General features: G+C 64.6%; 11 protein-coding genes. 8 read left to right on the top strand and 3 right to left on the bottom strand.

The window, feature by feature from the left end; all coding sequences use genetic code 11:
- The first annotated feature begins 50 nt into the window (after positions 1–50).
- From JOE27_RS06590 to JOE27_RS06570, 5 genes are all read left to right on the top strand, one after another.
- Positions 51–1,355 carry a citrate:proton symporter gene (locus tag JOE27_RS06590; protein ID WP_161871517.1) on the top strand — a complete coding sequence of 435 codons (1,305 nt, stop codon included), beginning with the start codon at positions 51–53 and terminating at the stop codon, positions 1,353–1,355.
- Between the two features lie 65 nt (positions 1,356–1,420).
- The gene (locus tag JOE27_RS06585) at positions 1,421–2,677 is read left to right on the top strand and encodes an OprD family porin (RefSeq protein ID WP_204918335.1); all 1,257 of its coding nucleotides are present in this window, start codon (positions 1,421–1,423) and stop codon (positions 2,675–2,677) included.
- Positions 2,678–2,842: 165 nt separating this feature from the next.
- On the top strand, positions 2,843–4,390 hold the full coding sequence (locus JOE27_RS06580) for an AMP-binding protein (protein WP_204918333.1): 1,548 nt from the start codon (positions 2,843–2,845) through the stop codon (positions 4,388–4,390).
- Between the two features lie 15 nt (positions 4,391–4,405).
- A complete protein-coding gene (locus tag JOE27_RS06575; RefSeq protein WP_204918331.1) occupies positions 4,406–5,569 on the top strand; it encodes an acyl-CoA dehydrogenase family protein in 1,164 nt (387 codons plus the stop codon).
- 105 nt (positions 5,570–5,674) lie between these two features.
- A complete protein-coding gene (locus tag JOE27_RS06570) occupies positions 5,675–6,949 on the top strand; it encodes an MFS transporter (RefSeq protein ID WP_187306343.1) in 1,275 nt (424 codons plus the stop codon).
- Here the strand turns inward: JOE27_RS06570 and JOE27_RS06565 are convergent.
- Positions 6,934–7,896, bottom strand: coding sequence for a LysR family transcriptional regulator (locus tag JOE27_RS06565; RefSeq protein WP_115274421.1), 963 nt, complete (start codon positions 7,894–7,896; stop codon positions 6,934–6,936). The genes JOE27_RS06570 and JOE27_RS06565 overlap by 16 nt on opposite strands.
- A 155-nt stretch (positions 7,897–8,051) precedes the next feature.
- Between JOE27_RS06565 and JOE27_RS06560 the strand changes: the two genes are divergently transcribed.
- From JOE27_RS06560 to JOE27_RS06550, 3 genes are read left to right on the top strand one after another with little or no spacing between them, the layout of a single operon-like run.
- Positions 8,052–9,398: a DUF1329 domain-containing protein gene (locus JOE27_RS06560; protein ID WP_204918329.1), complete on the top strand. Its 1,347-nt coding sequence runs from the start codon at positions 8,052–8,054 to the stop codon at positions 9,396–9,398.
- Between the two features lie 28 nt (positions 9,399–9,426).
- Positions 9,427–9,813, top strand: a complete 387-nt coding sequence (locus JOE27_RS06555; RefSeq protein WP_204918327.1) for a DUF202 domain-containing protein — start codon at positions 9,427–9,429, stop codon at positions 9,811–9,813.
- Positions 9,806–10,105 (top strand): DUF202 domain-containing protein, encoded by a 300-nt coding sequence (locus tag JOE27_RS06550; protein WP_174142486.1) that lies wholly within the window; start codon positions 9,806–9,808, stop codon positions 10,103–10,105. Before JOE27_RS06555 ends, JOE27_RS06550 begins: the two co-directional genes overlap by 8 nt.
- Positions 10,106–10,123: 18 nt before the next feature.
- Here JOE27_RS06550 and JOE27_RS06545 read toward each other — a convergent pair whose 3' ends face one another.
- Positions 10,124–12,082 carry an alkyl sulfatase dimerization domain-containing protein gene (locus JOE27_RS06545; protein WP_204918325.1) on the bottom strand — a complete coding sequence of 653 codons (1,959 nt, stop codon included), beginning with the start codon at positions 12,080–12,082 and terminating at the stop codon, positions 10,124–10,126.
- A 101-nt stretch (positions 12,083–12,183) separates the two neighbouring features.
- On the bottom strand, positions 12,184–13,083 hold the full coding sequence (locus JOE27_RS06540) for a LysR family transcriptional regulator (protein WP_204918323.1): 900 nt from the start codon (positions 13,081–13,083) through the stop codon (positions 12,184–12,186).
- Between the last annotated feature and the right edge of the window lie 16 nt (positions 13,084–13,099).

Here is a 13,099-nt window from a genome sequence, read left to right as displayed (position 1 = left end):
GCCTGCGCGCCAGATGGCCACGCCTAGAATAAAAACAAGAGAACCCAATCATGCTCGCATTGCTTGGCCTGATCATGGTGGTGACCTTCACCTACCTCATCATGAGCAAACGGCTGTCGCCGATCGTTGCGCTCACCGTAGTCCCCATCGTGTTCGCCGTGATCGGCGGGTTTGCGCCGACAACCGGCAAGATGATGCTCGACGGCCTGAAGATGGTTGCCCCGTCGGCTGCACTGCTGTTGTTCGCCATTCTGTTCTTTGGCCTGATGATCGACGCAGGGCTGTTCGATCCGCTGATCCGCAAGATTCTCAAACGCGTCAATGGCGACCCGATCAAGATCGCCATCGGCACTGCACTGCTTTCGCTGCTGGTGGCGCTCGATGGTGATGGCACTACCACCTACATGATCACCTGTGCGGCCATGTTGCCGCTGTACAAGCGCATCGGCATGAACCCGATGATCCTGGCAACGGTGGCGATGCTTTCGCTGAGCATCATGAGTGGCCTGAGCCCATGGGGCGGGCCGGCGACACGGGCCATCGCCGCGCTGGGGCTCGATGCGACCGAGTACTTCATCCCGATGTTGCCGACCATGATCGGTGGGGCTGCCTGGGTAGTCTTCACCGCGTTCCTGCTGGGCCGTGCCGAACGCAAACGCATCGGCAACATCAAGCTCGAATCCGGTGGCGGCAATTGCTACATCAAGGCGATTCTCGAGGACACGCCGCACAAGCGTCCGCGGCTTGCCTACGTCAACCTGTTGCTGGTGGTGGCGGTGATGATCGCGCTGGTCCTGGGCGTGATGCACGCAGCGATCCTGTTCATGATCGGTTTTGTCGCTGCCTTGATGATCAACTACCCGCAACTCGAGGTGCAGAAAGAGCGCATCCTGGCCCACTCCGGCAACGCCATGACGGTCGTGCTGCTGGTGTTTGCCGCAGGGATTTTCGCCGGCATCTTCTCCGGCACGAAGATGGTCGATGCGCTGGCGCAGACACTGGTGGACTGGATTCCGCAGTCCTGGGGCCACTGGTTCCCGCTGGTGGTGGCGATCACCAGCATGCCGCTGACGTTCGTCCTGTCCAATGATGCCTACTACTTTGGCGTAGTCCCGATCCTGGCCAACGCGGCTGCCGCCTACGGCATCGACCCGGTTGAGATCGCCCGCGCTTCGGTGCTCGGCCAGCCGGTGCACCTGATGAGCCCTCTGGTGGCCTCGACCCTGTTGCTGGTGGGCATGGTCGACCGCGATATCGGCGACTTTCAGAAGGCCACCGTCAAATGGGCGGTGCTCACCTCGCTGGTGATCACCGCGCTGGCTCTGGCCACCGGTGCCTTGTCCTTCTTCGTCTGATTGGCCCTGGGCGCCCCCTGGCGCCCGCTTTCTACTCATTCAAAAACAACAACAGAGTACCGAACATGTCCCCAACTGCTCTGCGTGCGGCGGCCGCCTGTGGCCTGCTCTGCGGCTGCCTGCCTGTTGCCGGCGCTGCCGGTTTTGTCGATGACGGCAAGCTCAAACTGCAACTGCGCAACGTTTATTTCAACGAGAATTTCCGCGACGAGCAGGGTATGAGCGCCCGCGCCGCCGCCACCGCCAAAAGCGAGCGAACCGAGTGGGCGCAAGGCTTCCTGCTCGACTATCAGTCGGGCTTTACCCAAGGCACGCTGGGCCTGGGGCTCGATGCGATGGGGCTCTTGGGGGTCAGGCTGGACTCCGGCCGTGGCCGCAGCGGTACGGGCCTGTTGCCGGTGCATGACGACGGTCGCGCCGCCCAGGAGTTCGCCAGTGCCGGGGTAACGGCCAAGGCCCGCCTGGGTAGTACGGTGGTCAAGCACGGTACCTTGCTGCCCAAGACCCCCGTACTGGTCTACAACGATGCCCGAGTACTGCCGCAGACCTACCAGGGTACGCAGCTGACGAGTACCGATATCGCGGGGCTGACGCTCACTGCCGGGCATCTGGACCGGTTCAAGCAACGCGACTCGTCCAACAGTACCGGCTTGTACCTGGACGGTTATGGCGGCGCCGAGTCTGGCGACTTCAGCTTCGCCGGCGCCGACTACGCGTTCAGCAAACACTTGCGCTTGAGCTACTTCCACGGTCAGCTCGAGCATTTCTACCGCCAGGACTTTGCCGGCCTGGTACATGACCTTGCGCTGGCCGGCGGGGTGCTGACCACCGACCTGCGGTATTTCACCAGCCGTGACAGCGGCGCGGCGTACGGCGGCAGCATCGACAACGACATGTTCAGCGCACAGGTGTCCTACGCCCATTCAGGGCACACCTTCGGCGCCGGGTATCAGGTGCTGGACGGTGAAGCCGGCCTGCCGTACATCAGTGGTGCCACGGTGTATTCGTTCAGCAACGTTGGCATCGGCAAGTTCATCGAGGAAGAAGAAAAGACCTGGATGGCAAGCTATGCCTACAACTTTGCCGCCGCAGGCGTGCCTGGGCTGACCTTCATGACACGCTACCTGAGCGGCGACAACGGCCGCTCCGGGGCGCAGGGGTTGAGTGAATGGGAGCGTGACGCCGAGCTTGCGTATGTGGTGCAGGGCGGGGCACTCAAAGGGCTGGGGGTACGGCTGCGCAACTATGTCTACAGGTCTGACTATTCCCGCGGAAGGGACAGCAATCGCCTCTACCTGACCTATGACATTGCCATCTGGTGAAACTGGCCTGTAAACGCCAGTGCCTGGGGCAATGCGCCAACGGTTTCAGGCGTTTGTCCGATGCCAGCCAAATTCGTTATGGCCGGCATCGGAAACTGGTATTACATCCGCCCGCGCCTGGCTGTTTAGCATCGTCGATGTCTTCCTGTCGACGAGAACAACAACGTGAACCTTGGAAAGATCATTACCCGCGGTGCCCGCTACTGGCCGGACCACACTGCCGTGGCGGACAGCCAGACGCGCCTGACCTATGCCCAGCTGGAACGGCGCAGCAACCGCCTTGCCTCGGGGCTGGGTGCACTGGGCGTTGCCAGCGGTGAACATGTGGCGATCCTGGCTGCCAACCGCGTGGAGCTGGTAGAGGCAGAGGTGGCGCTGTACAAGGCGGCGATGGTCAAGGTGCCGATCAACGCGCGGTTGTCGCTGGATGAAGTGGTACGGGTGCTGGAAGACTCCTGCAGCGTTGCGCTGATCACCGATGCCACCTTCGCCCAGGCCTTGGCTGAACGACGCGAGGCCTTGCCGATGTTGCGCCAGGTGATCGCGCTGGAAGGCGAGGGCGGTGACCTGGGTTATGCCGCGCTGCTTGAGCGCGGCAGCGAGGCACCGTGTAGCCTGGACCCTGCCGACGACGCCTTGGCAGTGCTGCATTACACCTCCGGTAGCTCCGGTGTACTCAAGGCGGCCATGTTGTCGTTTGGCAACCGCAAGGCGCTGGTCCGCAAGAGCATCGCCAGCCCCACGCGGCGCTCCGGCCCTGATGATGTGATGGCCCATGTGGGGCCGATTACCCATGCCAGCGGCATGCAGATCATGCCGCTGCTGGCGGTGGGCGCCTGCAACCTGCTGCTCGACCGCTACGACGATCGCCTGTTGCTGGAGGCCATCGAACGTGAGCGGGTGACGCGGCTGTTCCTGGTACCGGCCATGATCAACCGGCTGGTCAATTATCCCGACGTCGAGCGCTTCGACCTGTCCAGCCTCAAACTGGTCATGTATGGCGCCGCGCCCATGGCCCCGGCCCTGGTGAAAAAGGCCATCGAACTGTTCGGGCCGATTCTCGTGCAAGGTTATGGTGCCGGCGAAACCTGTTCGCTGGTCACGGTACTGACCGAGCAGGACCACCTGATCGAAGACGGCAACTACCAGCGCCTGGCCTCTTGCGGGCGCTGCTATTTCGAAACCGACCTGCGGGTGGTGAACGAGGCATTCGAGGATGTGGCACCGGGCGAGATCGGCGAAATCGTGGTCAAGGGGCCGGACATCATGCAGGGCTACTGGCGCGCGCCGGCGCTCACCGCCGAAGTCATGCGCGACGGCTACTACCTGACCGGCGACCTGGCCACGGTCGATGCGCAGGGTTACGTCTTCATCGTCGATCGCAAGAAGGAAATGATCATTTCCGGGGGCTTCAACGTGTACCCCAGCGAAGTGGAGCAGGTGATCTACGGCTTCCCAGAAGTGTTCGAGGTGGCAGTGGTCGGCGTGCCTGACGAGCAGTGGGGGGAAGCGGTGCGCGCCGTGGTGGTGCTCAAGCCCGGCGCACAGCTTGACGCCGCTGAGCTCATCGAGCGCTGCGGCCGCGCCCTGGCCGGTTTCAAGAAGCCGCGAGGCGTGGATTTTGTCACCGAACTGCCGAAAAACCCCAATGGCAAGGTGGTGCGCCGCCTGGTCCGGGAAGCCTACTGGCAACACAGCGATCGTCGTATCTGATCAGGGAGCATGACCATGTATCAACCGAGTGCAAAAGCTGCGCAGATAATCGAAGCCATCGAAGGGTTCGTCCGCGACCAGGTTCGCCCGCTGGAGCAGGAGATGCAGCTGAACTGGGCGCGCCCGCATCCTCAGGCAGTCTTGCGGCAAGTATGGAAGCGCTCCAGCGAGCAGGGCCTTTACACCCTCATGCTGCCAGAGGCCATGGGGGGTGCAGGTTTGAGCGTGGCTGACCTGTGCGCTGTGAAGGAAGCCACGGTGCTGACCGGTTCGATGCTCGCCCCGCATGTACTGGGCGAGCTGTCCGGGCCGCCGCGGGTGGGCCACCTGCTCAAAGTGGCCAGCCCCTATCAGGTGGAGCATTTCCTGCAGCCGGTGTGTCGCGCCGAGAAAGCCGTGTGCTTCGCCCTGACCGAGGCCGAGGCGGGTTCGGACGCCACTGCCATCCGCACCCAGGCGCGCCGCGACGGTGATCACTACGTGCTGAGCGGCAGCAAGCGTTACATCTCTGGTGCCACTTACGCTGACCTGGCGGTGTTGCTGGCCGTGACCGGGCCCGGGCAAGGCGCGCAGGGCATTTCGGCGTTCTTCGTCGACCTCAAGGCGTCGGGCGTGCGTGTCGAAAGCGACTATGCGGTGATGTCCGGTGGTGGGGCTCATGGCGACATCGTGCTGGATGAGGTGCGCGTGCCGGCGGCCAACCTGATCGGCGAGGAGGGCCAAGGGTTCAAGCTGGCCATGGGGCGCATTACCCTCAACCGGCTGCTGCACTGCCCGACTTTGCTGGGCATGGCCGGCCTGGCCCTGAACCTGTCGATCGAGCATGCCCGTAGCCGCAAGCAGTTCGGCCAGCCGATCGCCATGTTCCAGGCGGTCAACCATATGATCGCCGACATGGCCACTGAGCTGCACGCAGCACGCAGCATGGTCTACGCCACTGCGCAGGTGAACGATGCCGGCGGTGACATCCGTACCCAGGCGCCGATGTGCAAGCTGTTCGTATCCGAGGCCGCATTCCGCATTGCCGACAAGGCCGTGCAGGTGCATGGCGGTGCCGGGTTGATGCAGGGCCACCCCGTGGAATGGATTTTCCGTGCCACCCGAATGATGCGCATCCTGACCGGTACCAGTGAAATTCAGCGCAACACCATCGCCAAAGGCGTCCTGATGCCCGCGTGACCCTTGGGCCGCCACTGCGGTGGCCTTTTGTTACATTCCACAACAATAACAAGAGTAATCGCCATGACTGTGGATGCTTCCCTGCCCAACCCCCGTACGGCCTGGATGGTGGCCGTACTGCTGGCCCTGCTGATGCTGGTCAACTTTCTCGATAAGGTGGTGATCGGCCTGGTTGCGGTGCCGATGAGCGCCGAACTGGGCCTGACGGCAACCGAGTTCGGGCTCATTGGCGGCGCTTTGCACTGGTTCTTCGCCTTGTCCGCCGTGGTCGGAGGCTTCATGGCCAACCGGCGCCCCACTCGCACACTGCTATTGGGCATGGGCCTGTTCTGGGCGGTGATCCAGTTGCCGATGCTGTTCGCCACTTCACTGTGGGCCATCGTTGCCTGCCGCGTGCTGCTGGGCATCGGTGAGGGGCCGGCATCGCCGGTCGCCACTCATGCGCTGTACAAGTGGTTCCCCAATGACCGTCGCAACCTGCCTGTGGCGCTGCTGCATGCCGGTAGCGCCATGGGGCTGCTGGTGGCTGGCGCGATGATCCCCTGGGTCAGCCTGCACTACGGCTGGCGCACCAACTTCATCATCCTTTCGCTGATCGGCCTGGTGTGGTGCCTGTTGTGGTGGCGGCTGGGGCAGGAGGGCACCCTTGAGCGCCTGCGCGCCAGCCAGCTCAAGAGCGATGAGCCGGCCATACCGTATCGCAAGCTGCTGAGTGACCCCAGCGTGATGGGCAACTACCTCTGCCACTTCGCCGCCAACTGGTCGCTGGCCCTGACGCTTACCTGGGTGCCCAGTTATCTGCAGGTCGGCCTGGGCATCGACCCGCTGCAGACGGGGCGGATCTTTGTGATGTTCGTGGTGGTGACCACGCCGTTGAGCCTGTTGATGGCCTGGTTGTCACAACGCCTGATGCGCCGTGGCGTATCGTCGCGCGTGGCGCGCGGCGTATTCGTCTCGCTGTGCCTGATACTTGCCGGGCTGCTGTCTGCGTCGCTGATGTTGCCAGGCCTGAGCACCGCCGTGCGGGTTGGCGCACTGACTTTAAGTGGCGGGCTGGCACTGGTCATGTACTCCGTGGGGCCGGCCATGCTCGCCGAGTTCACCCCGACGGCCCAGCGGGGCGGGGTGCTTGCGATCGGTAACGGTATCGCTTCGCTGGCCGGCCTGGCTGCGCCAGTGATAACCGGGGTGCTGGTGCAAGGCGCAGGCGCCGAGCACCCTGCAGGGTATGCCCAGGGCTTTCTGGTCTGTGGCGCCGTACTGGTCGTGGCCGGGCTGGCGGGCCTGGTGACCTTGAACCCGCAGCGCACCCTGAAGCGCCTGGGTGAACCGGTTGCGGTCGAGCATGGCGTGCCGGCGCGCTCTCAGACAGCCAGCTGAACCCCGGGCACCGACCCGAGCGGCGCGTCATCGCCGCCGATCAGCTCACCACGCCAACGGCCGCCGAGTACCAGTTCGATCAGCAGCCCGCGCACCAGGTCGTGCAAGCAGCCTGCGGCAAACGACAGGGGCTTGTGCCGTGAGTGCGCCAGGGCAATGGTGCGGCTGATGCGTGGCTCGACGATGAGCCGTGCCTGCGTAGGTTCCAGCAGCTCGCACAGCGGCGGCCAGTTGCTGATGGTCGCCGCCAGCCCTGCGCGCACCAGGCTGGCGATGCCGGGTGCCGACTGCTGCTCGTAGGCGGCCGCCAACGGCACACCGGCTTCCATGGCCGCCTGTTCGATGCGCCGGCGCAGGTGCAGCGCCTTTGGTGGCAGCACCAGCCGCGTGGCGGCGGCTTCGGCCAGGGTAATGGTGTCGGCGGCGCCAGCTGCTGAAGGGCCGACCCAGTACAGCGCCTCGGTAAAGATCGCCTCGGCTTCGACATGTTCAAGCTCCTCGGCGTTGGGCACCACGCCGAAGTCAACCTTGCCCAGTTCGATGGCCTGGCCACCGTTGCGGCTCAGGCCATCCCACACGGTCAAGGTCACACCGGGGAAGCGCTGTTCGGCACGCTTGAGGATTTCCGGCAGCAGCAGGTCTGCGGCAGTGGCCGGAATGGAAATGGCGACATGCCCCTTGGGGTCACCGCGGCTTGATTTGAGCTCGTCCTTCACCGAATCGAGTTTCTGCACCACCTGGCGGGCCACCTCGTAAAGCTGCCGCCCGGCGTCGGTCAGAACGATGCCGTCGTGCTGGCGGTCGAGCAACTGCATTTCCAGTTCACTCTCCAGCAGGCCGATCTGCCTGCTTAGCGCCGGCTGGGCGATGTAGGCGCGACGCGCGGCCGAGGAGAAACTGCCGGCTTCGACGATTGCGATCAGGTAGCGGAGCTGTTTGAGGGTCATCGCAGCGGTTCCAAGGGTATGCCGAACTGATATGGCACGTATCCGAACACGTTATTTGTGGGGTTCGAAGGGTGGCTCCTAGTATCACCCGGAAAGGGCGTGCCAAGGCAAGCCCGCCCGGCCAGGTCAGCCAACAACAACAAGAGGCCAAACCCATGAAACCTGTCGCCCTGCTGCGAAGCATTCTGTTCGTCAATGCCAGCCTGCTGGCCCTTCACCTTGGCGCCACGCCACTCGCGCCACTGCCCCCGCAGCTGACACCCGTGGGTGCCGAGCGTGCACCCAGCAGTGATGGCCGCATACCGGCCTGGAGCGGGGGGCTGCAACCGGGGCAGGTCTCGCTGGCGGTCAACGGCACGCCACTGGACCCCTACGCCGATGAGCAGCCGCTGTACACCATCACTGCGCAGAACTACCCGCACTATCGCGAGCAGCTCACGGCAGGCCAGGTGGCGCTGTTCGAGCGTTACCCCGGCTCTTTTCGCCTGCCGGTCTACCCGTCGCACCGCAGTGTCGCGGTGCCCGCTCGGGTGAGCGAGTGGGCCAGGCACAACGCCGCCAGCGCCCATCTGGTCAATGACGGCAACGGCGTGCAGGGTTTTGCCGGGGTTCTGGCGTTTCCGCTGCCACGCAATGGCCTGCAGGTACTGTGGAACCACCTGACGCGGCCACGCAACGGCAGTTACAGCTTGGCGTCGGACAGCATCACCCCGCGTCGTGATGGTCGCTTCGTCATGTTCAGCGCGCAGCAAACCTTCGCCCGGCCCGATGTGCTGCCCGGCGGCCAGGCAAGCAACGTACTGTATTACCTGAGCTACCGCATGACCGCGCCATCGCGCCTGGCAGGTGATGCCTTGGTGTTGCACGAAACCCTCGACCAGGTCGCCCAGCCGCGCCTGTCGTGGTTGTACAGCAGCAGCCAGCGGCGCGTCAGGCGCGCGCCTGCAGTGGCCTATGACAACATCAGCCCGGGCACTGCCGGGCTGCGCACCGCCGACAGCCGCGACATGTTCAACGGTGCCCCCGACCTTTACCACTGGACCCTGGTCGGCAAGAAAACCCTGCACGTACCCTACAACAGTTATCGCCTGGCTTCGCCACAGCTCAGCTACACCGCGCTGATAGGCCAAGGCCACGTCAACCCGCAGCCAACACGCTACGAATTGCACCGGGTATGGGAGCTGGTCGGTACCCTCAAGCCTGGGGCCGAGCATATCTATGCCAGCCGCCGCTATTACCTGGACGAGGACAGCTGGGCCATCGTCGAGGCAGACTTCTTCGACCACCAAGGGCGGCTGTGGCGCACGGCCCAGGCGCACAGTTACTACCATGTCACCGGGCAGGCACTGGTCAACGCCATGGAGGTGATCTACGACCTGCGCAGCGGGCGTTACCAACTGTCGGGCCTGACCAACGAGCAACCCAAGCCGTTCACCTTCGATCTGCGCACCAGCGCTTCGTACTTCTCACCTGGGGCGCTGCGCAGCCAAGGGCTGCGTTGAGCACCCAGGGCCACACACAGGACAGCCGATGAGTTCCGATCACCATTACAGCGCCTGGGAGCGCTGGTTGCTGGGGCCTGGCAAGCCACCTGACCCGCGCTTCACCCTGGCCAATGAACGCACCTTTCTGGCATGGCTACGCACCGCCCTGGCACTGCTGGGTGGTGCCATTGCCCTTGAAACCTTTGCCGCGCATGCCTGGCCACAGTCCGGGCGCCTGGCCATGGAGTTCGCGTTGCTGCTGGCGAGCCTGCTGGTAAGCCTGGGGGCTGGGTGGCGCTGGCTGGTGGTGGAGCGCGCACTGCGTCGCGATGCGCCATTGCCGCTGCCACGGCTGGTACCGCTGCTGAGCGTGGCTTGCGCGCTGGCCTGCGCGGCACTGGTGCCGCTGTTGTGGGGGCATTGGCATGGCTGACGGCACTGTCGACACCGGTTTGCAGGCCGAGCGTACGGTGTTGGCCTGGCGACGAACACAGTTGTCTTTACTGGTGCTGGCTTGCCTGGCCTGGCGCGGCGGCATGGAGGCTGGGGCCGGCGCGGCACTGTGTTTGGCGCTGCTGGGCAGGGTACGCGAACGCGCCATCTACCGCCGCGGCCTGGCCATGTTGCGCAGCGAGCGCGGCTGGGCCGCGGCGCGCACCGTACCGCTGACTGCGTTACTGGTGGCCGGGTTGGTGCTAGGGGTGTGGTTGCGCCGCACTGCTTAGCGCGGCGCTATTGGGTGCTCAGGGCGTGACGATATTGAAGCGCCCGTCAGGCTCATCCAGCCCAGCCATGAAGCGCATGAACTTCATGCGCTCACCGCTGATGTCGATTCCTCCCGCTTTGGCTTCCTTGAGAAAACCGGTCTGCTTCAGTGCGATGCGGTCCAGGGTGGCCTTGCTCATGTTGATCTGCACATCCGCTTTGGCGTGTTGCGCGTGATCGCGGTGGGTGAGCACGCCGTTGCGCAGGGTAAGGGCGTAGTCTTCGTTGAGGTCGGTGAAGCGCCAGTTGATGGTCAGGTCCTGCTCTGCCGCCTTGGCTGCATCGACGCGCACACCCAGGTAGTCGAAGAACAGCGTCGGGGTCAGTGCGCGTACCAGGTCGTCGGCGCTGCCGCCTTTGCTGGCACCGGCCGCTACGCCGTTGCGCAGTTCCTGCGCACCGGTCAGGTAAGCATTGCGCCAGGTGGCGTTCTCGCTCTGGTAGCCCAGTTGCTCCAGGGCATCGGCTTGCAGGTCACGTGCGGCGCTGTTGTCCGGCTGGGCGAACACCAGGTGCCGGGTGAGCTCCGCCACCCAGCGGTAGTCGCCCTTGCCGTACGCCTCGCGCGCCAGTGTCAGCACCCGCTCGCTGCCGCCCAGCGCCGCCACATAGCGCTGGCCTGCCTCGCTTGGCGGCAAGGGGTTTAGGGTCGCCGGGTTGCCGTCGTAGAAGCCCATGTAGCGCTGATACACCGCCCGCACGTTGTGGCTGAGCGAGCCGTAGTAGTCGCGGCTGTACCATTTGCTGGCCAGCCGGGGTGGCAGCGAGGTCAGTTCGGCCGCAATCTCGGTAGGGGTGAGGCCGCGGTTGAGCAGGCGCAGCGTCTGGCTGTCGAGGAAGGCGTACATGTCACGCTGATCGGCCAGGTACTCACGGATCGCCGCGCCGCCCCAGGTTGGCCAATGGTGCTGGGCGAACACCACCTCGGCCTGATCGCCGTAGCGCAGCAGCGACTGGTCCAGGTAGTGCGCCCAGACCTTGGCATCGCGCACCTGCGCGCCACGCAAGGTGAGGATATTGTGCTGCACATGGGAGGCGTTTTCGGCCATGCACAGGGCTTTGAACGCAGGGAACCACAGGTTCATCTCGGCGGGTGCTTCAGTGCCGGGCGTGAGCTGGAACTCGATATCGACGCCATCGATACGCAGGGTTTCGAACGGTTTTTCGATCAGCCGAGTCGGGGCGATAAGGCTGACTGTGGCATTGGCCGGCACACCCTTGCCCAGCCCCGCGTCAACCTGGCCGCGTGGCCCGCGTGGCAGCGGCGCACCATACATGTACTGCGCCCGGCGCTTCATCGCCGGCCCGGCCAGTACGTTCTCGCTGATGGCATGTTCGAAGAAACCTTGAGGGGCAATGACCTGGACCTTGCCGGCCTTTACGTCGGCCTCGTCGACCACCCCGCGCACGCCGCCGAAATGATCGACGTGTGGGTGGGTGTAGATCACCGCCACCACCGGGCGTTGCGGGCGATGCCTGAAGTACATGGCCAGCCCGGCCCGGGCGGTCTCGACCGACAGCAGCGGGTCCATCACGATCAGCCCGTGCTCGCCTTCGATCAGGGTCATGTTGGCCAGGTCCAGGCCGCGTACCTGGTAGATGCGGTCGGTGACCTTGAACAGCCCGGCGATGGTATTGAGTTGGGCGATGCGCCACAGGCTGGGATTGACCGTTGCCGGTGCCTCGCCCTTGAGGAAGGCGTAGCGCTGCAGGTCCCAGACCGTTTTGCCATCGGCATTGAGCACCGCCTGGTCGACGCTTTCCAGCAGGCCGCGGCGGGCGTTGTCGAAGTCAGCCCGGTCGTCGAAGGGCAGGCGCTGCAGCCATTGCTGGTTGCTTTGGCGCGTCAGGTCGGTGGCATCGTTGGCCGGCGCCTGGGCAAGCACCGCAGAGGGCAGGGCGAGGGCCAGCAGGGTGGGCAGGTAGCGTAGGCGCATGGGGTGGTCCTTGTTGTTATGGGGGCAACCACTCTAAGGACAGAGGTTGCCGGCAAACCAATACCACTCTTGCATGGGTGGCCATACCTGAATGCGATGGCTCAGCCGCCGCGAATTTCCATGATGCGCGCTACCAGCCAGGCCAGTGCCGGGTCGTGCTGACGGTGGGCAAGGTACACCAGTTCCAGCTCGAAGGGCTCCAGGGCGAAAGGCAGGTCAAAGACCTGCAAGGGCAGTAGCTGGGCGAAATGGCGGGCCAGTGCGGTGGGCAATACCACGCACAGGTCGGAGCTGGCGGCCAGGTGCGCGGCCTGCAGGTAATTGGGCGTGGTGTAGGCAATGCGCCGCGCCAGGCCCTGTTCGGCCAGCCACTGGTCGACCATGCCCCGGGTCTGGCCGCCGTGCACCCACAAGTGACGCAAGCCCAGGAAGGCTTGCAGATCGAGCGCGCCATCGACCTCTGGGTGCCCCTGGCGCACCGCCACGTGCAGGGTTTCGCTGCGCCAGTGGCGGCGCTCGTAGCGCGCCGGCACATCGTCGAAGCGCCCCAGCACCAGGTCGAGTTCGCCACGGTCGAGGGCGTCGGCTGGCAGGTTGGGTGCCAGGTGCAGCACATCCACGCGCAAGTGCGGCGCCTGGGTTTGCAGGGTGGCGAGCAACCTGGGCATGCACAATTGTTCGGCGAAGTCGGTCAGGGCAATGCGCAGTTGCCTGTGGCTGCGGCCCGGGTCGAAGCTGTCGCCGGCGCCGAGCGTCTGCTCGATCTGTTGCAGCGCCGCGCGAATCGGCCCTTCCAGGGCCAGGGCGCGGGGGGTGGGGCGCATGCGTCTGCCGACCCGCACCAGCAGCGGATCACCGAGCACGTCGCGCAGGCGCGCCAAGGCGTTGCTCACTGTAGGCTGGGTCAGGGCCAGACGTTCCGCTGCGCGTGACACGTTCTGTTCACGCAGCAGCATGTCCAGCACGCGCAGCAAGTTGAGATCGAAGTTGGATATATTCATGTGAAAAATACATGGG

Origin of the sequence: Pseudomonas sp. M5 (assembly GCF_016907075.1) — a bacterium.
In the GTDB taxonomy this organism is placed as follows: domain Bacteria; phylum Pseudomonadota; class Gammaproteobacteria; order Pseudomonadales; family Pseudomonadaceae; genus Aquipseudomonas; species Aquipseudomonas putida_E.
The sequence above is the reverse complement of the archived record's forward strand: the minus strand, read 5'-3'. Positions and strand labels throughout refer to the sequence as shown.

What these genes read in the sequence shown, in the direction of transcription:
- JOE27_RS06565 (WP_115274421.1), bottom strand. Translation starts at nt 7,896, where the DNA reads ATGACCCTCAAACAGCTCCGCTACCTGATCGCAATCGTCGAAGCCGGC.
- JOE27_RS06570 (WP_187306343.1), top strand. Translation starts at nt 5,675, where the DNA reads ATGGTGGCCGTACTGCTGGCCCTGCTGATGCTGGTCAACTTTCTCGAT.
- JOE27_RS06540 (WP_204918323.1), bottom strand. Translation starts at nt 13,083, where the DNA reads ATGAATATATCCAACTTCGATCTCAACTTGCTGCGCGTGCTGGACATG.
- JOE27_RS06555 (WP_204918327.1), top strand. Translation starts at nt 9,427, where the DNA reads ATGAGTTCCGATCACCATTACAGCGCCTGGGAGCGCTGGTTGCTGGGG.
- JOE27_RS06545 (WP_204918325.1), bottom strand. Translation starts at nt 12,082, where the DNA reads ATGCGCCTACGCTACCTGCCCACCCTGCTGGCCCTCGCCCTGCCCTCT.
- JOE27_RS06590 (WP_161871517.1), top strand. Translation starts at nt 51, where the DNA reads ATGCTCGCATTGCTTGGCCTGATCATGGTGGTGACCTTCACCTACCTC.
- JOE27_RS06575 (WP_204918331.1), top strand. Translation starts at nt 4,406, where the DNA reads ATGTATCAACCGAGTGCAAAAGCTGCGCAGATAATCGAAGCCATCGAA.
- JOE27_RS06560 (WP_204918329.1), top strand. Translation starts at nt 8,052, where the DNA reads ATGAAACCTGTCGCCCTGCTGCGAAGCATTCTGTTCGTCAATGCCAGC.
- JOE27_RS06550 (WP_174142486.1), top strand. Translation starts at nt 9,806, where the DNA reads ATGGCTGACGGCACTGTCGACACCGGTTTGCAGGCCGAGCGTACGGTG.
- JOE27_RS06585 (WP_204918335.1), top strand. Translation starts at nt 1,421, where the DNA reads ATGTCCCCAACTGCTCTGCGTGCGGCGGCCGCCTGTGGCCTGCTCTGC.